Raw genomic sequence first — 24862 nt, 5'->3', positions numbered from 1 at the left:
TTTATTTTTCCAATATGTCTATTAAATTACAAAAATATTATATGTATAAATATGCTGGAATTTAAAGAGAAAGTAAAGGGTCTTTTTCGCTATAAAAATACCTTTTTATTCAAAAAACGCTATTTATTGCGCTTTTTGTATCTTTATCAGTAGCTGGAGAATGATTTGCACTTATTTTTTTGTGTCGAATGATCTAATAAAAAAAGAGGACAAGTAAAAAAGTCCTCTTTTTAGTAACGTTGTAACACATTTTATAATTTTTCTTATTCATTTCTGTATGCAAGAAGCTCTTGTAGTTCTTTATTAGAAAGTTCTGTTACCCATTGATCTCCTTGGATGAGTTCATTGTTTAGATGTTGTTTTTGATTCATCACTTCATCAATTTTTTCTTCAATCGTTCCTCTTGTAATAAACTTATGAACATGAACAAATTTATTCTGCCCAATTCGATGGGCGCGATCGGTTGCTTGGTTTTCAACGGCAGGGTTCCACCATCGGTCAAAATGAATAACGTGATTTGCAGCTGTTAAATTCAATCCAGTTCCACCTGCGCGAAGAGAAAGGATAAAGATGGCTTTTTTCCTTGCTTGAAATTGAGCAACCATCGCATCTCGTTGTTCTTTTGACAAACTTCCGTGAAGGAATAAAACCGGCTCGTTGATTTCTTTTTCTAAGGTTCTTTGCAGCATGAGTCCTGTTTCAATATACTGAGTAAAGATTAAACAGCTTTCTTGCTGTGTGCGAATGCTCTCTACGAGTTCAATAATTTTTTCACTTTTATGAGATCGCCGTACCGTTTGTTTAGCTGCACTTTCCTTTAAGTACAAAGCTGGATGATTGCATAATAATTTTAGCTTATTTAGTGTTTGCAAAATCATGCCTTTTCGTTCAAATCCTGTTTTTTCCTCTGTTTCTTGAAGCATTCCTTGAACTAGCTCTTGGTAAAGTGAAGCTTGTTCCGCTGTCAGGGGGATATATTCTTTTTGTTCTTGTTTATCAGGCAGTGAGCGGGCGATGTTTTTATCTTGTTTTGTTCTTCTCAATAAGAAAGGCTGAATGAGTGCTTTAAGCTCAACAGTTCGTTCAGGTTTCTCGCCTTTTTCAATGCCTGCTACAAATCGGTTTTTAAATGAATTGATTGTTCCTAAGTAACCAGGATTGATGAATTCAAATAATGACCATAGTTCCAGCAGACGGTTTTCAATTGGAGTTCCAGTAAGCGCAATTTTGTGTCTTCCTTGCAGCTGACGGATGGCTCTCGCCTGTTTAGTCTGCGGGTTTTTAACATGTTGTGCTTCGTCTAAGGAAATGCTGTTCCACATAAACCCTTTCAACAATTCGACATCCAAAAGAGCAACTTGATAAGTCGTGATCACAACGTCAGTACTTTCACATATCTTCTCAAATGCGTATCCGTTGGTTCTTTTCGGCCCGTAATGAACATGAACACGAAGAGAAGGGGCAAATTTCTGTAATTCTTTTTCCCAGTTTCCAATTAAAGAAGTTGGGCAAACGATAAGAGAAGGAGAGCTATGTAACTGATGAATATTTGTTAAATAACCAATTAATTGAATGGTTTTACCTAGCCCCATGTCATCTGCTAGACATCCTCCTAAGTTAAACTTTCTCAAAAACATGAGCCAATTCAAACCTTGCTGCTGATAAGGTCTTAATGCACCTTTAAATTCAGAGGGAGGCAGCACTTCCGGCAGCCGTTCTAAATCCGTTAAGGATGTAATAAATGATTGAAAGGAAGCGGGGAGTTGGAACTCAACTTTTACCTCTTCTTCATCGGTTTTACTGTCTGCCATGTAGGTTAGCTTCGTTTTTAAAATTTCATGAATTGAGACGCCTTTTTTACTAGCTTCTTTAACAATTTTCTGCGCTTGTTTAATTAATCTAGAATCCAGTTGAATCCACTGTCCGTTAATAGATAATAATCGGCGTTTTTGTTCGACTAATTTCCGAAACTCTTCTTCTGAGAAAGTTTGATCGCCAATAGAAAATGACCAGCGGAAGCTGCTGATAGCTTGCTTACCAAACAATGCAGATGAAGTATTTTCTATAGCGCCAGATACTTTGATGGTGGCTTTTTTTAATGATTCCCACCAGCTTGGCAAATGGATAGAGACACCTTGTTTAATCAATGCTGGACTATCTTGAGTTAGAAATTCCCATACTTCCTCATCTGTTAGGACAGACTGAATAAACGCGCCTTTTTGGTATAAAGTAGGAGCCAATGCTTTCCATCGTTCGTGTTCGTAAGCGATATATGATTCGTAGTGGTTCCACTCTTTAGGAAGCGTTCTTCCCAGTATAAAAGGTTCTTTGGCTTCATCGTGGGGAATCACGAATGTTTCAGCCGTCCATACATCTCCATCGGTCGTTGGCTCTACAATACGCAATGAAAGGTCAAAGGGAGGATTATAGCTCTCGCCTTCTATGCTTATTAAAAAGTCCTTTCCTTCTTTTTTTAACAGGCTCTCTTTAATTTGTGCTCGCCACTCTTGCTCATCAGCTTGTGAAAGCGATCCAGTCATTTGTTTTTTTAAAGGAAGAGAATGAAATTTCCCTTGGATAATCCTCTTTGTCATATCGACTGCAATTTGCTGATAAGCTTCCGCTGAAGCGGACAAAGCCGGTTTCAACACATGCTGTTGAATAGGTAGTTGTATGAAAGTGAACATTTGCCATGCAGAAAGAAGAATTCCTTTTTTTCCATTAATCTCAACCTGTGTAGCTTCGCTTCCGTAATAGGTCTGTTCATGCCATAGAAACAGCGCATCTTTCCATGTATCAGGGAGCAAAATTTGGCCGCTAGGTGATACACAGTAGAGAAAAAAGTCACCGTGTACAGGTTCGACTTCAAGTGTTAAATGAAACAAATCAAACATTCAGTAAATCTCCTTTTTCTAATAGTTGTTGAAACGCGCGCTGTTTCTTCGTTTTTATCGCTAATTCTTCCATATAATGTTCCCATAGTAGAGAGCGATTCATTTGTAGATAAAGTCTCTTTAATTCTTGTAAGTAGATATAGGCTTCTTGATAACTGCTTTTCTTTTTTTCATAAATCAGCTTTGAAATCATTTGATGATAAAGAGGAATAACCAGCTTTTCATCTTTTTGTTTTAAGGCTTCTATCGTTTGCTCGTCATATTTGATGCTGTCATATTGAAGAAGCACCTGTAATTCAACCCACTTTTTCAATTGGTCAGAAGCATATAGAAAATCACTGTATTCAATAAAACTATAGGGAAGTAATGTTTGTAATGCTTCAGTATACAAAGTTTGATCGTTCGTTAAGTCTTTATAGTGCTGAAATAAATTTACAATCATGGAGACCATGTTTCGGCTTCCTTGATAAGTAGTCGGAACGGTGCGTACGTAATCTCCTATATAGGCCATTATATAAGAGCCCCACTGAGCAAAGCGGTCAGTTTCTTTTTCGTGCAATAAATCATTTAACCAAGGAATAAGATAGGGAATCATTTGTAGTGTTTCATCGCTCAAACGTTCTTTTGCTTCGCCATCTTTTTCTTGAAGGAATAAAAGATAGGAAAGAGCTGTATTGTTTATAAAAGAAACGTGCTTGGCTTTTAATTCGCTTTCCTCAGTTTTTCGCCACTTTTCTAACGTGAAGACTTTTTGCCAAATAACGCGATAAATCTCAATACGTTCGTATTGTAAAGGCATATCTTTATGCAATAATTCTCGGATGTATGGAATGCTGTCCTCTATAATAGATAATGCATCTCCATCGTATTTCGTTTGCTTTAATGAATCAGCGGTAGCATAAATTTCATTTGTTATTTTGTAGACGTGACTATATACAAATGATTCCTCGATGTTAGTAGAAAGCTGATGTGCCTGTAATTGAGCTGATAGTTTATAGAATGTATGGACCGCTCCATACATACAAAATAAAGCATAAAGCAATGGGTGCTCAGGAGCCTTTTTCACTAAAGCACGGTAATAGTACTGATAATATTCGTGATAAATGGAACGGTCATTTTCGTTCCGCCCCTGCATAAAAAGCGTATACTGCTCCTCAAAAGTTTGTCTCCACTCTTGAAAAGTTGCCTTCGGCTTTTTTAACACTTGTTTGGCAGATAGCATAGTCAAAGCTGCTTTTTCATGATTTCGCCATTCTTTGAATAGGGGCGCAAGCGGTTCTATTAATGAATACATATAAAAAAACGCTGCAAAGCAGTGTTCACAAAATCCGTTATGCTGACAAGAACAGGTACTTTCAGGGAGCAGCTGCTTGTTTAGTTCAACATAAAACGAATCGATTTTAACGTTTAATATCTGTTCATCATTGTGCAAAATGAAGAATGAATGGGTACGGTAAAGGTCTAATCCTGCTTGGGCATTCGTACGATAGCTTGCATCACTGTACGGGAAATGATGTATAAATTGGTGCTGTAAGTGATCTGAAAACGAACTCATAATCCCATTCCTTTCTATACATAAGTGGAGCATAAAATTATATTTATAAGTGATTAATTTTCTTTTCATTATAAATGATAAAAATAGAATTATACAAAATCTTTTGTTATGATAAAGCAGAATCCAACATGACTCTTTATAAAAAGAAATGGACTCAACATGACTTTGTGTACATACTCAATCGCAGACTTACTATACTATAACCAATAAGCACGATTGACATTGACAGGAGGAAAAGTAAGTGAAAATTCGTAAAGCTATTATTCCAGCAGCTGGATTAGGGACACGCTTTTTGCCGGCTACAAAAGCACAGCCTAAAGAAATGCTGCCAATTGTAGATAAACCAACGATTCAATACATTGTGGAAGAAGCAGTAGCATCAGGTATTGAAGATATTTTAATTGTAAGCGGTCGCGGAAAACGAGCAATCGAAGATCATTTTGATAAATCATATGAGTTAGAAGAAACATTAGCCGCAAAGGAAAAGTGGGACATGCTCGAAGAAGTGCAGGGGATTTCGAATTTGGCTAATGTTCACTACATTCGTCAAAAGGAACCCAAAGGATTAGGTCATGCCATTCACTGTGCAAGAAGTTTTATCGGAGATGAACCTTTTGCTGTTATGCTAGGCGATGATGTAGTTCAATCAGAAACACCTTGTTTGAAACAGTTAATGGACGTATACGAAAAATATGAATGCGCTGTAGTTGGTGTACAGGAGGTGCCTAGGAAAGAAACTTCAAAGTACGGAATTGTAGGTCCTAAAGGAGAGCCTCTTGAAAAAGGATTATTAGACGTAGAAACGCTCGTTGAAAAACCGAATCCAGAAGAGGCCCCTTCAGGCTATGCAATTATGGGGCGCTATATTTTAACACCAGAAATTTTTGATATTTTAAGTAGAGAAGAGATTGGCGCAGGAGGAGAAATTCAATTAACAGATGCTATTTTACGTCTGAATGAATTTCAACGTGTTCTTGCTTATTATTTCGAAGGAAAACGTTATGATGTTGGAGATAAATTTGGATTCATTAAAGCAACAATTGATTTAGCTCTGCAAAGAGAACCGCTGCGAGAAGAGTTAGTGAGCTATTTTAGAGAAATTGTCGAAAAAGAAGGGCATATGTAAAATATATTTACTAGGGAACTATTGGGAATCAAGGAGATTTTCAATAGTTCTTTTGGGTTAGAGATCGTTGTACAAAAGATGGTTATATCATTTATTGATGAATTCTCATAAAATGTTACATAATAATAAGTAAAAGAAATTATTTCATGTTTTTATATAAATGCTATCATGAAATGACATTTTTCGATATAATATCAGATAGGTTTTATTTATTAAGCATGTCATATAAAGGAGATTTTCTGCAATGACAAAGAAATTGTGTGTAGTTGGTTTAGGATATATAGGTTTACCGACAGCTGTTATGTTTGCCAATCACGGCTTATATGTACATGGTGTCGACGTAAATGAAAAAGCAGTAGAATTAATTAAAAATAAGCAACTTCATATAGAAGAAAACGGCTTACAAGAACGTTTAGAATCAGCAGTTGACAACGGACACTTCACGGTAGGCACAACAGCTGAAGAGGCGGATATTTTTATTATTGCTGTACCATCACCAATTAATGAAGATAAAACGGCAAACTTGAACTATGTTCGAGAAGCCACAAAATCGATTGTTCCTTACGTTCGTAAAGGAAATTTAGTAATTTTAGAATCCACAGTTCCTCCGCGTACAGTAGAAGACGTTATGCTACCTGTGCTAAAAGAAACTGGTTTAGAATTAGGCAGTGAGTTATTTGTTTCTCATTCACCTGAACGCGTTATTCCAGGAAAGGTATTTGAGGAACTAGTAAATAATGACCGTATTGTCGGTGGTATTAACGAAGAGTCTAGTCGTTTGACTGTTGAGCTTTATAAAACATTTGTAAAAGGAAATATTCACGTAACGGATGCTACAACAGCTGAAATGGTGAAAGTAATCGAAAACACATATCGTGATGTGAACATTGCGTTTGCAAATGAGCTGGCAAAAATCAGTGAAAAAATTGGTGTAAATGCGTGGGAAGCGATTAAGTTAGCGAACTATCATCCACGTGTAAACATTCATTTACCAGGTCCTGGTGTAGGCGGCCACTGTATTGCTGTTGACCCTTGGTTCTTAACGGAGCTTCAGCCAGAACTGGCAAAAATTATTTCTCTTTCTCGTCATACAAATGATTCAATGCCTGAATATACAGCATTGAAAACGAAAAGCCTACTAGATGAAAAGGGCATTCAACATGGACGTGTAGCTGTTTTAGGTTTAGCTTTTAAAGGAAATATTGACGATATGCGTGAAAGTCCATCAACAGATGTACTTCATCATTTAGAAAAGCTGGGCGTTGATTACACAGCATTTGATCCTCATATCAAAGAGAATAAAATCGAACGTCAGACGCAAAGTTTGGATGAAGCTGTTGCACATGCGGATGTGATTCTTATTTTAACAGATCATAATGAGTTCAAAGAGCTTCTTCCATCAGCTGTTGAAAATCACATGCGTACAAAAGTTATTTTTGATACGAAAAACTGCATTCAGCGTGATCAATGGAAAGCAGCAGGCTTTGACGTAGTGTTACTTGGTGATTCAAAAGTTTCTACTTTATAAAAAGACGGGCTGAACAGCCTGTCTTTCGTTTGTAAAAAACTAAAAAATCAACATACGGGTGATTTAATGAAGGAAAACATCTTAGGAATAGACGTTTGTAGCGACACGTACGATGAGCTAGCGGTAAAGTTACTTCAGGATATAGATAAAGGCCGAAAATCATTTATTGTAGCAATCAACCCTGAAAAAATTATGAAAGCACAAGAAGACAGGGAATTAAAGTCACTATTAAATCAAGCGACTTATCAAATTCCAGATGGAATCGGTGTGATTTTAGCTTCAAAGCTCAAAAAGGGACGTATTCGTGAGCGTGTAACGGGTATTGATATGATGCTGAAGCTGTGTAAAGAAGCAACGAATAACGGTAAAAGAATTTTTTTATACGGAGCCAAGCCTGGAATTGCAGATGAAGCCAAAGCTAAGTTGGAAGAGATGTTTCCAGGGATTTTAATTGTTGGAACATTAAATGGCTACGAAAAAAATGAAGAAGTCATTGAACGTACGATTAATGATTCAGGAGCAGAAATTGTTTTTGTGGCTTTAGGCAGTCCAGCCCAAGAAAATTGGATTATTGCTCATAAAGAGAAACTCAATCCTTCTGTTTATCAAGGCGTAGGGGGCTCGTTCGATGTTATTTCAGGACGATTGAACCGAGCACCTGCTGTTTTTCAAAAGTTTGGTTTAGAGTGGCTTTATCGACTGTTAAAAGAACCATGGAGATGGAAGCGTCAGTTAGAATTACCTAGGTTTCTTCTCCGAGTGTTAAGAGGTTAAAAAAGCATGCGGATTATGTCCGCATGCTTTTTATTTTTAGATATCTTCTTTCTTGTTTTGTTGCTTGATTTCATCCGTTAGTTCGTGCAAGCTTTGTCGCACATTTCCTTTTCCAGAAAAGTTTTCAATCAATTCCTTCACATCTATACCTGAGGATGCTTTCAGCGATTCTTGAAGAGAAGACATTAAGTTTGTTGCATAGCCAGTCACTTTATTAGCTCCGCTGTTTTCACCGTTGCTTCCTGTATCCACAACCGTAATTTTGTCGATATTTGCTAAAGGACTTGCAACTTGTTTTGCATATTCAGGAAGCATCTTGATAATCATATCTAAAATAGCCGCTTGACCGAACTGCTCGAATGCTTCAGCTACTTTTTGTTTAGCTTCTGCTTCAGCTAAACCTTTTAAGCGGATAATCTCAGCTTCAGATTCACCTTGGGCACGCTGAGCTTCAGCTTTTGCTAAACCATCAATTCGAACGCGTTCAGCTTCAGCTTTAGCCATTGCTTCAATTCGATATTTGTTGGCGTCTGCTTCAGCAAGCTGTTTTGCTTTTTCAGCTTCTGCGGATTGCTCAACAGAGTAACGATCTGCATCAGCTTTCTTTTTTACTTCAGAATCGTATTGACGCTCACGACGAAGAATTTCTTTTTCTTCTAATTCAATTTGTTTCTGACGTTCAATAATGCGGATTTGCATTTCTTGTTCTGTTACATCTTGTTTCGCGCGAGCTGTTTCTAGATCATATGCCTGGTCAGCACGAGCTTTGGCAATATCTTGTTCGCGACGATATTCAGCGGTTTTTAACTGATTCATTTTTTCAGCTTCCGCGATTTCTGTATTTCGCTCAAGCTCCGCTTTTTGGGCATCTTTATGAGCCTCAGCACGCTTGATTCTTGTTTCTTTTTCAGCTTCCGCTGTTGCGATGTCAGCATCTCGCTTAACTTGAGCAATACGAGGTTTCCCTAGAGATTCTAGATAGCCGTTCTTATCCCGAACGTCTTTAATTGTAAACGATACAATAATTAACCCCATTTTAGCTAGATCTTGTGAAGCTACGCGCTGTACTTCTTGAGAGAATTTTTCACGGTTTTTGTAAATTTCTTCTACCGTCATAGAACCAAGAATCGAGCGAAGGTGACCTTCTAAGACTTCTCTAGCTTCGGTTTCACGATCTTCTTTTGCTTTGCCTAAAAACTGCTCAGCGGCCGTTGCAATTTCTGAAATAGAACCTCCAATTTTGATGATTGATACCCCATCAGCCATAACAGGAACACCTTGTTCTGTATATACTTCAGGTGTAGATACTTCCAGTTTGCTTGACAGCAAGCTCAGAGGCTCAGCCTGCTGAAAAACTGGCAGCACAAACGTACCGCCGCCGCGAACAATTTTAATGCGGTTTCCGGATTCATCGATGTGCACGTTTTTGTTTCCCAGATAGCTTCCTGTTACAATTAACGCTTCATCTGGACCTGCTGTACGGTATTTTGTAATAAATACGGCAATCAGCGCAATTAATAAAAAAACAACAATTCCAACGACAACTAATATAGGTGTTGAAAACATAAAACTCCCCCTAATACTATTTATAATGAGTGATTGGTCATAACTTCTTCATAAATCACAACGAGTGCGTTGCCCCTTTGTATATCTACAACAAGCACTTTGCTGCCTAAAGGTATAGCAGTGTTTTTAAAGCTGGCTGCGGGTTTGGAGATAGTGCCGCTAACGCCTTCGATAAATACTTCTCCATAACCATCTGCAGGAACGGAAGTAATAATGGTACCAAGTCTTCCTTTTAACGAATCTTCAGTAAAAGCAAGAGACTCTTCAGCCGATGATAAAGGAATCAATACAAAAACGTTGAGCAAAATAACGAGTAGAAGGGCAATAAGAGCGGAAATCGAAATAATCCAATAATTTTGCAATGACGTATAGGTGAACAAATATCCACTGGCACTAAAGAATGTTAAAAAAGAAAAAAGAAGAGTGGGGTTAAAAAAAGGTATCGCTTCAGATAATCCATCTAACAAATCGCTAAATAAAATGTATAAGAAGGTGAGACTTCCGCAGATAATTAATCCATACAAATACACTGTTTGAACAGATAGACCGAACATAGTTCATTCAACACCCCCTTTATGTAAGATGATTGATGCTGTTCCTACTATGTATTACGAACCGTATCGAAAAAAGTTTCATTTTTTTGATAAAATTCCTTTTTTTGTTCAATTTCATCTCTATCCATTTCACTATATTTTAACTTTTAAATGATATAAGATAAGGACAACGATTCAGTGAATGTGGTTTGAAATAGTGGACATGCATAGGTCAAAAGTTTGTTCATATAATGAGTGGGGCCATGTGAAATAAAAATAAAGGTTTAAATATGCTTAATAAAAAGGAAAAAGAGTTAGAGATGACGAATAAATTAGACGAAAAAGGGGGGAGTTCGCTTATATTTTCATAAAGTATAGTAAAGAAAATGTTCTACATAAAATAACCACATAAGAATAAAGTAAATCAGCTGTTTATACACCAAAAAATACAGTTCTTTTCTATTGATAGTTTGTAAATGTGCTAATTTTTGAGAATAAATTTCTATTTAAGTAGTAGAATCATTGTGATATAATCCATTTTGGGAATAAGTAAGTAATTATTGTTATACACAATTTGAAATACTATCCAATTATATAAAGTTGGATACATTTTTTATGGTTTTGGTTAACATAAACCTGAGGAGGGTCTCCATGCTATATTTGACCTTGTTTATTTGTTTTATTACATCTATTCTGATCACTCCGCTGGTTAAGAAGCTGGCGTTTAAAATAGGTGCAACGGATAAACCAAATCAACGAAAAGTTCATCAAAAAATTATGCCTCGCCTTGGAGGTTTGGCGATATTTTTTAGTTTTCTTATTGGATACCTCGTTTTACAGCCTGACAGTAAATATGCGCTGCCGATTTTAATCGGAAGCATCATTATCATCATTACCGGTGTCTTAGATGATATGATTGAGCTATCCGCTAAAATCAAATTAGGCGGTCAGCTAGTAGCGACATTAATTGTTGTTGTATACGGTGGAGTCCAAATTGACTTCATTAACTTGCCGTTTGGGGGAAAATTAGAATTCGGAATGTTAAGTATTCCAATTACGGTATTATGGATTGTAGGAATTACCAATGCTATTAATTTAATTGATGGATTGGATGGATTAGCTGCCGGCGTTTCCTCTATTGTATTGATTACCATCTCGGGTATGGCTATTATGATGGGCAATGTATTTGTGACAAGCATGGGTTTCATCGTATTGGGAAGTACGCTCGGATTTTTGTTTTACAACTTTCACCCCGCTAAGATTTTTATGGGCGATACAGGAGCACTGTTTTTAGGCTATATGATTTCTGTGTTGTCTCTGTTAGGATTTAAAAATGTAGCGGTTATTTCCTTCATTGTTCCAGTTATTATTTTAGGGGTACCAATTTCAGATACGTTCTTTGCTATTATTCGCCGAATCGTAAAAAATCAACCGCTATCGGCTCCTGATAAATCTCATTTGCATCATTGCTTGTTGCGCTTAGGGTACAGCCATAGACAAACGGTTTTAATTATTTATGGAATGAGTGCGATATTTGGTTTAGCGGCAGTTATCTTCTCAAAGGTACAAACAATGTGGGGGTCTTTTCTTGTACTAGCTATCCTCCTTGTAGCCATTGAAATTATTGTTGAAAAGATAGGACTAGTTGATAAGACATATAGGCCAATTCTTAACATGGTTCGTGGACTTCGTTTAAAAAATTAATTAAAAAGAGACCTCTTGGATATCCAAGAGGTCTTTTTAATTATTCTGTTGTATCTGAAGTTGATTCAATGCCTAAATGCTTGCGGAGCTTTTCACTTACTTTTTCCACTGAATCATTGTCTAGTTTAAAGTAGTACACGCCGTTAATTTTTTCATCGCTACCGTCTAAGTTAATGGTTTCGATGTCTACTTTTTTCGAAGCATAATCATAAAACGAAAGCATTTCACCGAACATTAAATTCGTTTTCATATTATCGCCAACAGCTTCGATAAGATTTCCATATTTATTTAGTGATCCAATGGAAGCAGCTTTTTTAATCATGGCTTCAATCAACTGCTGTTGTCTTTTTCCTCGCTCAATATCGTTGTCTTGTTTTCGTGTTCGAGCAACAGCTAACGCTTCTTCGCCATTTAAATGTTGATTTCCTGGTTTTAAGACAATAGCATTATGACGATCTTTTGAGTCCTTTTCACTCATCGCATAAGGTACATCAAAATCGATTCCCCCAAGTGAGTCTACAATGTCTGTGAAAGCTTTAAAATTCACTTTAACATAGTAATCAACAGGGACATTAAACAGCTGTTCTACCGTTTCTACAGTTGCTTTTGGACCTCCGTAAGCATGTGCATGAGTAATTTTATCTTTTCTGTTCACTTCAGGTATATAAACCCGCGAATCTCGAGGTATGCTTACAAGCTTTACGGTTTTATTGGTTTCGTTAAAGGTCGCCAAAATTAAAGCATCCGTACGGGCTGATTTTCCGAATTTCCTGGTTTCACTATCATCTACGCCCATAAATAAAATAGATATATCATCTTTTTTGGGATCGATTTTACGATCGCGCATAGGAGAATTATCGCGATCTCCAAGTCCTTCATAAGAATCAGAAGCTACTGTTTTAGCTTTAACAAATAAATAAGAGCCATAAGCGGTTGCAGAAAGCCCTAAAATAAGGATAGGTAACAGAAAAAATGTAAAAAGCCTTCGTTTTCTTTTCCGTTTGTTTACTCTTTTTTGAAAACGTCTATATTGAGCCATACGGTTTCTCCTTTTATTCGTATATTCGAACACTTATTGTGACACTTAGTATGTGTTATAAATTGGAATGTATGAATCAAACTCGTCAAAGCTATGCATCTGTACGAGGTTTTTTACTCATTGACAAGTAGCGCAACCATCAGAATAGTTGCGCTATTTATCAATTGTACAATGTTTTTTAATAAGAGTAAATAATTCATTCTACATCTTCTTCTAAATAGGTCGTCTCACCTGCTCGAATGTTTGCTTGGCCGTTTGTTAGCTCGGTCATCCATTCAGTAAATGCTTCTGTTTGAGCTTCCTCTACAAATGTTTCAATCTCTACCATATCTGCGTAGTGGATTTCTTTTAATAGATAAACGGAACTGCGAAGCTCATTTTCTAATTTTCCAAGCCATGTATAGTCGACGGTTGTATGCATAACCGCCATGAGAGTTCGTTTGACTGTACCTAGTTCATTTAACGCTTCGGAAACGGATTTTCCATACGCGCGCACCAAGCCACCTGCGCCCAATTTAATGCCTCCGAAATAGCGCGTAACGACGACCACGGTATCTTTTAAGCCTCTTTTTTTGAGCACTTCTAACATTGGTACGCCTGCTGTTCCACTTGGTTCTCCATCATCGTTTGCTTTTTGAAATTGATCTCGTTCTCCAATTAGGTAAGCTGAACAGTTATGAGTAGCATTCCAGTGCTGTTTTTTAATGTCTTGGATAAATTGCTGAGCTTCTTCCTCAGTTGTTACACGTTTCATATGACAAATGAATCTAGATTTTTGAATAGTGATTTCATGTGAACCTTCTTGTTTTACGGTATAATATTGTGATAACAATCAAAAAATCCTCCTTAGCGTTATAAATAGAAGAAAAACGGGTATTTACGTACTGTTTACTTGCTATTAGTATAAAATGTTTATGAAAAGACATCAATTAATCAAATTCAACATCACTTGAACAAGCTATACAGAATATACGTTATAATAAAAGAGTGTGCAGGCTTGTATAGCTAAATAATGAAATGGTTTAAACAGGCAGTTAGTCACTGTTGAAGAGTGAGCGTAAATGGTAATCTATTCAAATAACGCGAGTCAAGCGTCGATTGATGTCGAGTTTGAGGGTACTAAAAACAACCGTTACTTTTTGGATATAAAAAGTCAGATAGGGAGAAAATATGGATCTTATCCTCACAATTCAGATAGGTCATACGAATACTATATATAGCATGAACGTATAGACATTTCTCCGAATGTGAGTATAGTTTGGGGTGAGTAAATGTCGAAACATAAATTAACAAGCAAGGCACTTGATGAAATTTTCGAGAAGATTATTGGCACAGTGGGAGATAGTAAAAATGAAGTCTATCGCCTTTCTGAAGATGCCAGACAAGAATATCAGCAAATAAAAGAAGAGTTAGAAGTGTTAAAAGGGAAAGTTCTTGAGACGATAGAGCAAGGCGATAAATTGGAAACTCAGGCAAGGTTGGCTCGAAAGCGTTTGTCTGATGTGAGCCGACATTTTCAAATTTATTCAGAGCCTGAAGTAAAAGACGCTTATGAAAAAGCACACGAATTACAAACCAAGCTGCTGATGAATCAGCAAAGCGAATATCAGCTGCGTAATCGTCGAGATGAACTAGAAAGACGCTTGCTTACATTAGAAGAAACGATTAAACGTGCAGATCACCTAGTAGGTCAAATTTCCGTTGTGTTAAATTATTTAACAAGTGATTTAAAACAAGTAGGGGAAATAGTAGAAGATGCCATTCAAAAAGAGTATTTTGGCTTTCGGATTATTGAAGCTCAGGAAGAGGAACGGAAACGTTTGTCAAGAGAGATTCATGACGGCCCAGCTCAAATGCTTGCAAATGTTATGATGAGATCGGAATTAATTGACCGAATTTACCGGGAACGTAGTGCAAAAGAAGCAATGGAAGAAATTCGAGATTTACGAAAAATGGTTCGTTCTGCCCTATACGAAGTGCGTCGAATTATATATGATTTAAGACCGATGGCACTTGACGACTTAGGTCTAATTCCGACGCTGCGTAAATATCTTGATACAATCGAAGATTATAACGAAGGCAAGCCTCGGATTACGTTTATTTCCATTGGACAAGAGAAGCGAACTGCTTCAAAATTAGAAGTAGCACTGTTTCGTTTAGTGCAAGAAGCTGTAACGAACGCATTAAAACATGCAGACGCGACGGAAATCCAAGTGAAGATAGAGTTCAACAATGAACACGCTATTTTGCTTGTCAAAGATGACGGCTGCGGTTTTAATCAAGAAGAGAAAAAAGAGAATTCGTTCGGCTTAATAGGAATGAAAGAGCGTGTTGATTTGTTAGATGGGACTATTTCTGTTCATTCGAAAATTAACCAAGGCACGCTTGTTATGATTAAAGTACCGATTATAGCCGCTTAAAAAGGCAGAGATATGTATATAAATAGGGGTCAATATAGAGTAAAACATTTGTTGTTCGATTTGGGGAGGAATCAAACATGCAGACAAGAATTATCATAATCGACGATCACCAATTATTCCGTGAAGGAGTAAAAAGAATTTTAGATTTCGAAAAAGATTTTGAAGTAGTTGCAGAAGGTGACGACGGTAGCGAAGTTATTGACCTTGTAGAAGAACATCAACCTGATGTTGTAATCATGGATATTAACATGCCGGCTGTAAACGGTGTAGAAGCTACGAAAAAGCTTGTAGAAGTAAATCCGGACGCTAAAGTTATTATTTTATCTATCCATGATGATGAGACATATGTAACTCATGCCTTACAAACAGGTGCACGAGGCTATCTACTAAAAGAAATGGATGCGGATGCGTTAATTGAGGCGGTGAAAGTAGTTGCAGAAGGTGGTTCATATTTACACCCTAAGGTAACGCATAGTTTAGTAAAAGAGTACCGTCGACTAGCAGCTCAAGGACAATCGTCTTCTTATCCGCACGAACCAATTGAGATTCGCCGTCCACTACATTTGTTAACACGTCGTGAGTGCGAAGTGCTACAACTGTTAGCTGATGGTAAAAGTAACCGAGGAATCGGAGAAGCATTATATATTAGTGAAAAAACCGTTAAAAACCATGTGAGTAATATTTTGCAAAAAATGAATGTAAATGATCGTACTCAAGCTGTTGTTGTGGCAATCAAAAACGGTTGGGTAGAAGTAAGATAAGTTCAAAAGTCCGATATACCACTAGGTATATCGGACTTTTTTTTTCTTTTTATAACTTTTTTTGAAATTGTAGGTAAAAAGTCATGTTTAATGAGAGAGGAAAACAACCGATAAATTAAGGGGAGAAAATATCTTTTAGGAAGGCAAAGGATGATACCTTTACACATTTACTCGTCCTTTAACTTCGTTTAAGCATAAAGGGAATCTTGAGGATCCTACAACCTTCGACGAAAGCATCCATACCTCAAAACAATGTCCATCAAGTTGATGCATGCTCTTGTAAAAAAAGGTCTTTAATACATTCAGATACATATGAGGTCGTAGAAGAATTTATTCAAACCTCAACTGGTGTCCTTTAAAAAATTTAAAAGTTAGCTTTTAGTGAAATAAATAGAAAACTGATTTAAAGAAGACAAGAAGGTGATGAAGCTGAATTTTATAACAGAAGAATTAATCTATCATAAATCTCCGCAAGAGCTAACAGCTATGATATATGAAAAATTTATTCAAAATATTGATGAAGCTGTTATAGCAATTCAACACAGCGATTATTTTACAGCGAATGAAAAAATTAAACAGTGCAACGATATTTTATATCGGCTAGGAATTGGCTTAACATATCAAGCAGGTATCATTGCAGAGCAGTTAGATACCCTATACAACTATATGTCTGAGTGATTAATTAGGGCTAATTTAAAAAAAGATACATTTATTTTATGTGAAGTTCAACAAATGATGAAGAAGCTTTCTAACGCTTGGAATGAAGTGTTAAAAGCGACGCCTAAAGTTACCTCTTCGCTCCGAAAAAACAAGCTGTCTTCTTATGAACAGCACATAAGTATCATTCTTAGCTAAAGGATAATCATCATATCCACGCATCAGATGCCTCTCGAAACTTTCAGCTAATCAAGCTAGCACATCTAAAAGTCTAAATTGAATGGAGTGTATACTAACAGAGAAAGGAGAGATACATAGTGGAGGTACAGCGAATTAACAGTCTTTCTTCTTCCATGAATCTCATTAGAGAAAAAGAAGTAAGTGGTTCGGTTTCATTTACAGGAGTAATGGCCAAGAAGCAAAAAGAACTAACCTATGAACATTTAACTCAAGTGATAAATAAAATTGAAGAACAGGGAAAGCAGTTAGTGAAAAGTCAAACTATTGATTCTTTGCGGAAATACAAGACGCTTGTGAAGCAGTTTATGAACGAAGTGGTTAAAAATGGTTTTGAACTTCATGAAGAAAGAGGATTTAATCATAGAGGAACGACTAAAGTATATAAGTTAGTGAAAGAAGTGGATACGAAACTAGTTGACTTGACAAATGATATCCTTCAAAAAGAAAAAGACAGTTTAAATTTACTCAAGCGGGTTGGAGAAATTCAAGGTTTGTTAATTAATATGTATACGTGAGGGAGCTTTTACTAATAGGTAAACCTCTCGTTACATGCATTTTAATCCTAAATGTTGTAGAATAGAGTGAAATTATTTTATATAACAAAGGATGGATCCCTATCTTATGAAAACAGCAATTATTACAGATAGTACCGCCTATATATCAGAGGGAATTCGATCAAACTATCATATACATATGGTGCCGCTAAGCGTTATTTTCGGTGAAGAAACATATCGTGAAGAAGTAGATATGACTGCAGATCAATATTTTGAAAAAATTAAAGAAGCAAAAAATCTTCCAACCACTTCTCAGCCTGCTATCGGAGAATTTGTAGAGTTGTTTGAACAGTTAAAACGAGATCAATTCGATGCTGCTATCGTTATTACGTTATCTAGTGGAATTAGCGGAACGTATCAGGGTGCTTTGACGGCAGGTAGCATGGTAGAAGACTTTGACGTGCACGTATTTGATTCAGAAATCAGCTGTATGGTTCAAGGCTTTTATGCGATTGAAGGAGCCGAGATGGTCCAATTAAATAAACATCCTGACGAAATCATTGCGCGTTTTGAAGAGATGAAACTATCAATGCGTGCGTATTTTATGGTAGATGATTTATCTCACTTGCAGCGTGGAGGTCGTCTAAATGCTGCTCAGGCTATTATTGGAAGTCTGCTTCAAGTAAAGCCCGTGCTCCATTTTGAATCTAAAAAAATTGTTCCGTTTGAAAAAATTCGTACGCGTAAACGAGCATTAAAACGAATTACCGAGCTTCTTGATGAGGATGCAAAAGAAAACGTACCTATGAAGGCTGTAGTTATTCATTCTAATCGTGAAAATGAAGCAAAAGAAATTCAACGAGAGTTAGAACAAGAATATCCTCATATTGAATGGAGCCTTTCTTATTTTGGCGCTGTCATTGGCACACATTTAGGTGAAGGTGCCATCGGTATAGGCTGGTATAAAAAGTAATCGAAAACCAAATCATTTGATTTGGTTTTTTTGCAGGAAAAAACACCTTTTTTTGCGTATATAGATGTGTACGATAAAAATGGAAAGGAATGAAGATATGCTTTTTACTGTTAAACAAGAATTGCTAAATCCCGTTCAAGTACCTAGCCCAGCTGCTTTTCCTCTCTCAAAAATCGATACGTGGAGAACTCCACCTTTAAATCCTTCATACCCCTACTCTTTAGATCTTCAGCGTTCTCTAAGCGGAAAGCAACTTCTACTAACTCAGACTCCCTATCCTTTATCTCTCATTCATGAACATTATCTAAACGGATATATTTCCTATCAAAAAGCACTTACCCAGAAAGAAAACAGATATAAATGCAACCGGTGTGGAAGTGATAGCCCCTTTTATTTTGCTTCATTTCCATGCAGTAGATGTCACCAGGAGTGCTACTATTGCCGAGCGTGTATTGTAATGGGGAAAGTAAGTGAGTGCACACCTTTTATAAACTGGGAAGGACCAACAAGTAATGTCCTGCCAAAAAGCAGCGTGATGAATTGGAAAGGAATGCTGTCTAAAGCTCAAGAACGTGCTTCAAATGAACTCATTCAAGCTATAAAAAAGGATGAAGAGCTGTTAATTTGGGCTGTTTGCGGAGCAGGAAAAACGGAAATTTTATTTAAAGGTATTGAAGCAGCATTGAACAGCGGAAAGAAAGTCTGTATTGCTACTCCAAGAACAGATGTAGTTATTGAGTTAAAGCCAAGAATTCAATCGGCATTTCCGGATATGTCTGTGCTGGCTATGTATGGAGGCAGCGAAGACCGTTTTCATGAATCCTCTCTTATTATTTCCACCACTCATCAACTTCTGCATTATTATCAAGCATTCGATGTGCTGATTATTGACGAAGTAGATGCATTCCCGTATTCGACAGAGCCTATGCTGCACTATGCTGTTGCAAAAGCAGCTAAACACGCTGCATCAAAGATTTATTTAACAGCGACTCCAAATGAATCATTAAAAAAAGACGTTGAGCAAGGGAAAAAACAAGTAGTTAAAATTCCAGCCCGCTATCACCGAATGCTTATTCCTGTTCCTCGGTTTGAATGGTGTGGCAATTGGAAGAAAAAAATGAAAACAGATACTTTGCCTGCTAATGTTGAGAAATGGCTGAAAAAAAGAATAAATGAAGGGAAACAATGCTTTATCTTCGTCCCGCAAATTAAGTGGATTGCTCCGATCACAGACATGATTCGGAAGCTAACCGAAAAGGTAGACGGTGTCCATGCTGAAGATTCCCAGCGAAAAGAAAAAGTAATGAAATTTAGAGAAGGGCAGCTAGTTATTTTAGTAACGACAACAATATTAGAGCGAGGCGTAACGGTTCCCAACATAGATGTTGCAGTATTAGGAGCAGAAGAAACGATTTTTACTGAAAGTGCTCTTGTTCAGATTTCAGGAAGAGTGGGGAGGAGTGCTCAATTTCCAACGGGAGACGTGGTCTTTTTTCATTATGGGCAGTCTCTGTCTATGCGAAAAGCAAAAGAGCATATTGAATATATGAATGCTCTAGCTTATAAGGAAGGGCTGGTTGATCGATGACAATATGTCTGATTTGTTTTGAACCTCTTGTCTCTTCTTTCGATTGGAGATCATTGTTAAAACCTTCTTCAACGGCCAGGATTTGCACTGTTTGCTTGCAAAAATGTCCCATCATCACCAGTAGCATTTGCAGGGGATGCGGCCGTTCTCTTGCAGACCTCGCTTCTTCTCATTATGAGCTAGACACATGTATGGACTGTCAGAAATGGAATGATGCTTCTTTTTTCAACCGTTCTCTTTATACGTACAATGATTTTATGCAAAGCATAATAGAACGTTTTAAATTTCAAGGAGATTATGAAATTATCCAAGCATTCAAGGAGCAGTGGTATAAGTGCTATAAAAAAGAATGTAATCCAAAAGCTATACTAGTTCCTATACCTTTAACGGACGAGAGATTATATGAGAGAGGGTTTAACCAATCTTTAGCGCTAGCTGAACTGATCAGTGACAACATAGAAATGCCTCTTGTTCGCTGTTCAGGAACAAAGCAATCAAAGAAAAATAGGCGAAGTCGGCTGGCAGAAAGGCTGGAATTTAAAGTAGTCGATTCCTCAATGGTTACGAATCAAGAATTTCTCTTGATTGATGATATTTATACAACAGGAGCAACCGTGCGCCAAGCGGCAAGTTGTTTGCAGGAAGCTGGGGCACGTTCAGTTCGTTCGCTCACTTTAATTCGTGCATGAAGATGTATAATTTAAAACTTTGACCGATAGTAAAATAAAAAACAAATGAGGAGTTTCGAATATGGGAACGTTAGATAATTGCAGGGAATGCGGTCATTTATTTGTAAAAAGTGGATCAATAAACATATGTAAATCATGTTTTGACAAAGAAGAAGCTCTGTTTCAACGTGTTTCTTCATTCTTGAAGAAGAGAGCAAATCGTACAGCAACGACTTACGAAGTGATGAAAGAAACGGGCGTTTCAGATTCGTTAATTTATCAATTTATTCGACAAGGTCGCTTAGTGCTAACTAATTTTCCAAATATAAGCTATCCATGCATGCAATGCAACGCTCAGATTCGAGAAGGGAAACTTTGTCATTCATGCTCTCAAGAAATTAAACATGGGTTAGAAAAGCATAATCGTGAGATGATTCGTTCAAATGAAGAGCCGACGCGTCCCACCTATCGTTCTAACGAAAGGAAAAAAGAGTGAAAGTGTGCTGAGTGTTTGCAGATTCTCTATCTATAGACCTATGTTTAAGGTGGACTGTGAAAATGGTCTCAACTTCCTTGCCGATGCTAAAGGTTTAGGCGGAAATTCCGATATAATGAATAGAGATAACGGATACAAATATAAAAAGAGGTGAGAGAGATGAAGATTAACCCATCGAACTTATTTGGAATAAATCCGTACAAAAAACAATCAGAAAAAATAGAACAGGTCTCTAAAAAGAATCCACAAGATCAGATTCATATTTCATCTGAGGCGAAGAAACTTCAGGGAAATGAACCATCTCCAGAAAGACTTGAAAAATTGGAGAAACTAAAACAGCAAATTAACAGCGGAACATACGAAATTAACGGAAAAGAAATTGCTAAAAGTATTGTAGATTTCTATAAAAAATAAAAGGACTGACATTGATTGAACGTGCAAGAAATTCAAACGATACTAGAAAAACAAGTAACGCTTCACAAAAGTTTGTCTGTTATTGTTAAAGAGAAAACGAACTTTATTATTAAACAAGATGTAAAGGCATTGACGGCTTCTTTGCAAAAAGAGCAATCTCATATAGCTGCTATTTCTGCACTGGAAACAAAACGTATAGAAGCGATGGAAAAAAGCGGACATGCTGCTCGCTCCATTGAAGAAATAGCAGGCTCATTCTCTGAGTACTCCATCTTGATACCCTTTCAAAAACAGCTAATAGATATAATTCAAGATATAAAGTATGCAAATGACTTAAACAATCAGCTGCTCACACAGTCTTTGCAGCTGATTCATACCGAACTAGACCTTCTTGTTCCATCGAAACGAGAGGATTCGTTCAATTACACAAAAACAAATAATAGATCGTTTCAGTCCAACTCTATTTTTAATTCGAAGGCATAAAGAACGGAGGAAAGCAGAATGAGTTCAACATTTCATGGTTTGCAGGTGGCTAAACGAGGAATGGATGCCCAACAAGCGGCTCTTTACACGATTGGCCATAACGTATCTAATGCAAATACGCCGGGCTATACGCGTCAGCGAGTAAGTTTAGAAACGTTCCCAGCTTATCCAGCCCCAGGGATGAATCAGACTGGAACTGCGGGCCAAATAGGAATGGGAGTAGAAGCCAGCACGGTAGAGCGAATACGTGATACATTTTTAGATACCCAGTATCGAGATGAAACCATTAAAGTGGGGTATTGGGATGCGCGCGCTGGTGCTCTTGAAAAAATGGAGGAAATTATGAATGAACCTACTGAAGATGGACTTTCAGCTGTTTTTAATCAATTCTTTGAGTCCATTCAAGATGTAACTTCACACCCTTCAGAAGCAGGAGCCAGGTCTGTTATGATTGAACGAGCTGAAGCAGTAGGCGATACTTTCTCTTATTTATCTACTTCTTTAAAAACGGTTCAAGGTGATTTACAAAACGAGCGTGACGTAGTGGTAACACAAGTGAATTCTTTGTTAGAGCAAATAAGTAATGTGAACCAACAAATACAAAACGTAGAACCGAATGGCTATTTGCCTAATGATTTGTATGATGAAAGAGATCGGCTGCTAGATGAGATTTCTAAATTTATGCCGGTTTCTTTAGAGTATACAAAAAGCAGCGGGAACGCTTCTGCAACGTCAGAAGGAGTGGTAACGGTTCAGCTTCAAACGTCTCAAGGGCCTATTACTCTTTTAGATGGGAAAACTCATCAAGTAAATGCCATCAGTTTGAAAACAAATCAAGATTCCTATGTGACGGAAATTCATATAGGGGATGAGATACGGAACCCTGAGTCATTTCCTCAAGGAAAACTTAAAGGGTTAATTGAGGCTTCTGGATATATAGATAATAGTGGTAATAAAACAGGTGTTTACGCTTCAATGATTGATGATTTAGATGAAATGGCATATGAATTTGTAAATTGGTTTAATGATAAGCACCAACAAGGTGTCACGCTAGATGGTGATACTGGTATGTCCTTTTTTAATGAGATTTCTCAGAAAGAAGGAGCTGCAGCTGGAATTGTTATTGCTGATAAAATTAAACAAAACACAAACAATATTGCTGCTGCTTCTTCGGCCTCCTCTGGGGATGATGGAACTGGCCGCAAAGGAGATGGACAAAATGCTCAGCTATTGTCTCAATTTCGTCAAAAGGTGCTTATTAATTCCGGGAATCAAGCTGTTTCCCTAGATGGCTTTTATCAATCTGTTATTGGCCAAATGTCAGTAGATGCCCAACAAGCCAACCGCTTAAAAAGTAATTCAGAAACTCTTCAGGGAGCTGTAGAGCAAAGGCGCCAGTCTACCAGTGCAGTTTCATTAGATGAAGAGATGACCAATATGATTCAGTTTCAGCATGCATATAACGCTAGTGCCCGTATGGTGACTATGATTGATGAAATGCTTGATAAAATTGTAAACGGTCTTGGAACTGGAGGAAGGTAAAGATGCGCGTCACACAAGGAATGTTAGCGGCTAATTCATTAAAACAGATTAGCAATAGCTATAATAAGCTGGAGACACTTCAAAACCAATTATCAACGGGAAAGAAAATTACTCGTCCTTCAGATGACCCGATAGTGGCTACTAAAGGAATGGCTTATCGTTCTAATCTTTCTGAAGTAAATCAATATAAACGTAATTTAACAGAAGCTCAGTCTTGGTTTGATAGTTCAGAATCCGGACTTGAACAAGTCAACTCCATTCTTCAGCGCACTAAAGAGCTGGTCGTGCAAGGGTTAAACGGTACGAATGAAAGTGATGACCGCCAAGCAATTGCACGTGAAATTGAACAGTTAAAGCTGGATTATATGCAAGTAGGCAATACGCAGGTGGCAGGAAACTATATCTTTAACGGTGTAAATGTAGGAGCAGCGCCTATAAGTGAGAATGCAAGCGGTATGATAGAATCGAATATTAACCTGGATCCTTTTTCAGTTGAAGTCTCAAAAGGTATCCAGCTGAGAGTCAATATTCACCCTGAAAATATTTTTGGACAAGGTGCATTCGACTTAATGAACAATGTTCAAACAGCTTTTGAACAAAACGATGTAAACTCACTAAAAGATCTCTCTACACAGGTAGACACGCAGCTGTCTACGCTATTAGCGGAGCGATCTGAATTGGGAGCAAGAAGCAATCGGCTTGAGCTGATTGAAAACCGCCTTGATTCACAGGAAATTACGGCTACTAAGATGCTTTCAAATAATGAAGATGCAGATATTGAAAAAGTCATTACGGATTTAACCGTACAAGAAAGCGTGCATCGTGCTGCTTTGGGAGTAGGGGCTCAAATTATTCAGCCTACGCTGCTAGATTTCTTGCGTTAAAAAGTTCCTTCTAAACAGAAGGAGCTTTTTTACAATGAAAAAAGATAACAAGAAAAAATCAATTAGCAAAGGTGTGATGAGATGAAAATTTCAACAAGCTATCATGGAGATATAGAAATAGATAATCAGCAAACACTGACATTCAATCAAGGGATTCCAGGTTTTTTGGAAGAAACTGAATTTGTTATTTTACCACTTCCAGAAGCCGAAGCTTTCCAAGTTCTGCAGTCTATTCAAACCAAAGAATTAGCTTTTATTATCACGGATCCATTTCAGTTTTTTTTAGATTATGATTTTCAACTAGAACTTCAGGAAATCGAAAAACTTCAATTACAACAAGCGGAAGATGCAGCTGTTTACGTATTGCTTACGATGTCAGATTCTGTGGAAAAGATAACGGCTAATTTGCAGGCTCCTGTTATTATTAATACAAAGCAACAGCTTGCTAAGCAAGTGATTTTAATGAATACAGCTTACGAAACGAAGCACAGGTTATTTGAGTAAGATGAATAGATAAGGAGTG

22 protein-coding genes and 1 pseudogene are annotated in these 24862 nt (G+C 37.2%); 17 read left to right on the top strand and 6 right to left on the bottom strand.

From position 1 onward, the window contains the following. Positions 1–263: 263 nt before the first annotated feature. Both JNUCC25_RS25770 and JNUCC25_RS25765 read right to left on the bottom strand, forming a co-directional pair. Positions 264–2894: a DEAD/DEAH box helicase gene (locus JNUCC25_RS25770; RefSeq protein WP_064472198.1), complete on the bottom strand. Its 2631-nt coding sequence runs from the start codon at positions 2892–2894 to the stop codon at positions 264–266. Continuing rightward, on the bottom strand, positions 2887–4449 hold the full coding sequence (locus JNUCC25_RS25765; RefSeq protein ID WP_098277599.1) for a replication initiation protein: 1563 nt from the start codon (positions 4447–4449) through the stop codon (positions 2887–2889). The genes JNUCC25_RS25770 and JNUCC25_RS25765 overlap by 8 nt, the downstream gene beginning before the upstream one ends. 241 nt (positions 4450–4690) lie before the next feature. Between JNUCC25_RS25765 and galU the strand changes: the two genes are divergently transcribed. The 3 genes from galU to JNUCC25_RS25750 all read left to right on the top strand — a co-directional run bounded on the left by galU (position 4691) and on the right by JNUCC25_RS25750 (position 7877). Further along, complete coding sequence (gene galU, locus JNUCC25_RS25760) at positions 4691–5575, top strand: UTP--glucose-1-phosphate uridylyltransferase GalU (protein ID WP_029319374.1); 885 nt, start codon at positions 4691–4693, stop codon at positions 5573–5575. Positions 5576–5819: 244 nt separating this feature from the next. After that, a complete protein-coding gene (locus tag JNUCC25_RS25755) occupies positions 5820–7103 on the top strand; it encodes a nucleotide sugar dehydrogenase (RefSeq protein WP_013059780.1) in 1284 nt (427 codons plus the stop codon). A gap of 66 nt (positions 7104–7169) precedes the next feature. Beyond that, positions 7170–7877 carry a WecB/TagA/CpsF family glycosyltransferase gene (locus tag JNUCC25_RS25750; protein WP_013059779.1) on the top strand — a complete coding sequence of 236 codons (708 nt, stop codon included), beginning with the start codon at positions 7170–7172 and terminating at the stop codon, positions 7875–7877. A 36-nt stretch (positions 7878–7913) separates the two neighbouring features. Here the strand turns inward: JNUCC25_RS25750 and JNUCC25_RS25745 are convergent, their stop codons facing one another. Further along, on the bottom strand, positions 7914–9443 hold the full coding sequence (locus JNUCC25_RS25745; RefSeq protein ID WP_013059778.1) for a flotillin family protein: 1530 nt from the start codon (positions 9441–9443) through the stop codon (positions 7914–7916). A 20-nt stretch (positions 9444–9463) separates the two neighbouring features. After that, positions 9464–9997, bottom strand: a complete 534-nt coding sequence (locus JNUCC25_RS25740) for an NfeD family protein (protein ID WP_013059777.1) — start codon at positions 9995–9997, stop codon at positions 9464–9466. A 630-nt stretch (positions 9998–10627) separates the two neighbouring features. On the opposite strand from JNUCC25_RS25740, the gene JNUCC25_RS25735 reads away from it, so the two are divergent. After that, a complete protein-coding gene (locus tag JNUCC25_RS25735) occupies positions 10628–11680 on the top strand; it encodes a glycosyltransferase family 4 protein (protein ID WP_013059776.1) in 1053 nt (350 codons plus the stop codon). A gap of 40 nt (positions 11681–11720) precedes the next feature. Here JNUCC25_RS25735 and JNUCC25_RS25730 read toward each other — a convergent pair whose 3' ends face one another. Together JNUCC25_RS25730 and JNUCC25_RS25725 are read right to left on the bottom strand one after the other, a co-directional pair. After that, positions 11721–12719, bottom strand: coding sequence for an LCP family protein (locus JNUCC25_RS25730; RefSeq protein ID WP_013059775.1), 999 nt, complete (start codon positions 12717–12719; stop codon positions 11721–11723). A gap of 196 nt (positions 12720–12915) precedes the next feature. Further along, a complete protein-coding gene (locus JNUCC25_RS25725) occupies positions 12916–13551 on the bottom strand; it encodes a YigZ family protein (protein WP_029319369.1) in 636 nt (211 codons plus the stop codon). A gap of 439 nt (positions 13552–13990) precedes the next feature. Between JNUCC25_RS25725 and JNUCC25_RS25720 the strand changes: the two genes are divergently transcribed. The 13 genes and pseudogenes from JNUCC25_RS25720 (at position 13991) to fliW (ending at position 24843) form a co-directional block, all read left to right on the top strand. Next, positions 13991–15139: a sensor histidine kinase gene (locus tag JNUCC25_RS25720; RefSeq protein ID WP_013059773.1), complete on the top strand. Its 1149-nt coding sequence runs from the start codon at positions 13991–13993 to the stop codon at positions 15137–15139. A 77-nt stretch (positions 15140–15216) separates the two neighbouring features. Continuing rightward, positions 15217–15900, top strand: coding sequence for a response regulator (locus JNUCC25_RS25715; RefSeq protein WP_013059772.1), 684 nt, complete (start codon positions 15217–15219; stop codon positions 15898–15900). 423 nt (positions 15901–16323) lie between these two features. Beyond that, positions 16324–16755 (top strand): annotated as a pseudogene (gene fliS / locus JNUCC25_RS25710) (flagellar export chaperone FliS). Between the two features lie 119 nt (positions 16756–16874). Next, positions 16875–17312, top strand: a complete 438-nt coding sequence (locus tag JNUCC25_RS25705) for a YaaR family protein (protein WP_013059770.1) — start codon at positions 16875–16877, stop codon at positions 17310–17312. A gap of 106 nt (positions 17313–17418) precedes the next feature. Then, on the top strand, positions 17419–18264 hold the full coding sequence (locus JNUCC25_RS25700) for a DegV family protein (RefSeq protein ID WP_029319365.1): 846 nt from the start codon (positions 17419–17421) through the stop codon (positions 18262–18264). A 79-nt stretch (positions 18265–18343) separates the two neighbouring features. Next, positions 18344–19852 (top strand): DEAD/DEAH box helicase, encoded by a 1509-nt coding sequence (locus tag JNUCC25_RS25695; protein WP_098196942.1) that lies wholly within the window; start codon positions 18344–18346, stop codon positions 19850–19852. 191 nt (positions 19853–20043) lie between these two features. After that, positions 20044–20541, top strand: a complete 498-nt coding sequence (locus tag JNUCC25_RS25690; protein WP_035438584.1) for a ComF family protein — start codon at positions 20044–20046, stop codon at positions 20539–20541. A 61-nt stretch (positions 20542–20602) separates the two neighbouring features. Further along, on the top strand, positions 20603–21016 hold the full coding sequence (locus JNUCC25_RS25685) for a TIGR03826 family flagellar region protein (RefSeq protein ID WP_013059766.1): 414 nt from the start codon (positions 20603–20605) through the stop codon (positions 21014–21016). Positions 21017–21175: 159 nt separating this feature from the next. Then, on the top strand, positions 21176–21430 hold the full coding sequence (gene flgM, locus JNUCC25_RS25680) for a flagellar biosynthesis anti-sigma factor FlgM (protein WP_029319359.1): 255 nt from the start codon (positions 21176–21178) through the stop codon (positions 21428–21430). A 21-nt stretch (positions 21431–21451) separates the two neighbouring features. Then, positions 21452–21913 carry a flagellar protein FlgN gene (locus JNUCC25_RS25675; protein ID WP_223269021.1) on the top strand — a complete coding sequence of 154 codons (462 nt, stop codon included), beginning with the start codon at positions 21452–21454 and terminating at the stop codon, positions 21911–21913. An 18-nt stretch (positions 21914–21931) separates the two neighbouring features. Then, positions 21932–23455 carry a flagellar hook-associated protein FlgK gene (flgK, locus tag JNUCC25_RS25670; protein WP_064472194.1) on the top strand — a complete coding sequence of 508 codons (1524 nt, stop codon included), beginning with the start codon at positions 21932–21934 and terminating at the stop codon, positions 23453–23455. Between the two features lie 2 nt (positions 23456–23457). Next, positions 23458–24339: a flagellar hook-associated protein FlgL gene (flgL, locus tag JNUCC25_RS25665; protein WP_013059762.1), complete on the top strand. Its 882-nt coding sequence runs from the start codon at positions 23458–23460 to the stop codon at positions 24337–24339. 81 nt (positions 24340–24420) lie between these two features. Continuing rightward, positions 24421–24843 carry a flagellar assembly protein FliW gene (gene fliW, locus JNUCC25_RS25660; protein WP_013059761.1) on the top strand — a complete coding sequence of 141 codons (423 nt, stop codon included), beginning with the start codon at positions 24421–24423 and terminating at the stop codon, positions 24841–24843. Positions 24844–24862 lie beyond the last annotated feature (19 nt).

This window comes from Priestia sp. JNUCC 25 (assembly GCF_053667915.1).
The sequence above is the reverse complement of the archived record's forward strand: the minus strand, read 5'-3'. Positions and strand labels throughout refer to the sequence as shown.

Excerpts from the sequence above, each read along its gene's own strand:
- JNUCC25_RS25770 (WP_064472198.1), bottom strand. The coding sequence starts at position 2,894 with ATGTTTGATTTGTTTCATTTAACACTTGAAGTCGAACCTGTACACGGT.
- JNUCC25_RS25765 (WP_098277599.1), bottom strand. The coding sequence starts at position 4,449 with ATGAGTTCGTTTTCAGATCACTTACAGCACCAATTTATACATCATTTC.
- JNUCC25_RS25755 (WP_013059780.1), top strand. The coding sequence starts at position 5,820 with ATGACAAAGAAATTGTGTGTAGTTGGTTTAGGATATATAGGTTTACCG.
- JNUCC25_RS25750 (WP_013059779.1), top strand. The coding sequence starts at position 7,170 with ATGAAGGAAAACATCTTAGGAATAGACGTTTGTAGCGACACGTACGAT.
- JNUCC25_RS25745 (WP_013059778.1), bottom strand. The coding sequence starts at position 9,443 with ATGTTTTCAACACCTATATTAGTTGTCGTTGGAATTGTTGTTTTTTTA.
- JNUCC25_RS25740 (WP_013059777.1), bottom strand. The coding sequence starts at position 9,997 with ATGTTCGGTCTATCTGTTCAAACAGTGTATTTGTATGGATTAATTATC.
- JNUCC25_RS25735 (WP_013059776.1), top strand. The coding sequence starts at position 10,628 with ATGCTATATTTGACCTTGTTTATTTGTTTTATTACATCTATTCTGATC.
- JNUCC25_RS25730 (WP_013059775.1), bottom strand. The coding sequence starts at position 12,719 with ATGGCTCAATATAGACGTTTTCAAAAAAGAGTAAACAAACGGAAAAGA.
- JNUCC25_RS25720 (WP_013059773.1), top strand. The coding sequence starts at position 13,991 with ATGTCGAAACATAAATTAACAAGCAAGGCACTTGATGAAATTTTCGAG.
- JNUCC25_RS25715 (WP_013059772.1), top strand. The coding sequence starts at position 15,217 with ATGCAGACAAGAATTATCATAATCGACGATCACCAATTATTCCGTGAA.
- JNUCC25_RS25700 (WP_029319365.1), top strand. The coding sequence starts at position 17,419 with ATGAAAACAGCAATTATTACAGATAGTACCGCCTATATATCAGAGGGA.
- JNUCC25_RS25695 (WP_098196942.1), top strand. The coding sequence starts at position 18,344 with ATGGAAAGGAATGAAGATATGCTTTTTACTGTTAAACAAGAATTGCTA.
- JNUCC25_RS25690 (WP_035438584.1), top strand. The coding sequence starts at position 20,044 with ATGGACTGTCAGAAATGGAATGATGCTTCTTTTTTCAACCGTTCTCTT.
- JNUCC25_RS25685 (WP_013059766.1), top strand. The coding sequence starts at position 20,603 with ATGGGAACGTTAGATAATTGCAGGGAATGCGGTCATTTATTTGTAAAA.
- flgM (WP_029319359.1), top strand. The coding sequence starts at position 21,176 with ATGAAGATTAACCCATCGAACTTATTTGGAATAAATCCGTACAAAAAA.
- flgK (WP_064472194.1), top strand. The coding sequence starts at position 21,932 with ATGAGTTCAACATTTCATGGTTTGCAGGTGGCTAAACGAGGAATGGAT.
- flgL (WP_013059762.1), top strand. The coding sequence starts at position 23,458 with ATGCGCGTCACACAAGGAATGTTAGCGGCTAATTCATTAAAACAGATT.
- fliW (WP_013059761.1), top strand. The coding sequence starts at position 24,421 with ATGAAAATTTCAACAAGCTATCATGGAGATATAGAAATAGATAATCAG.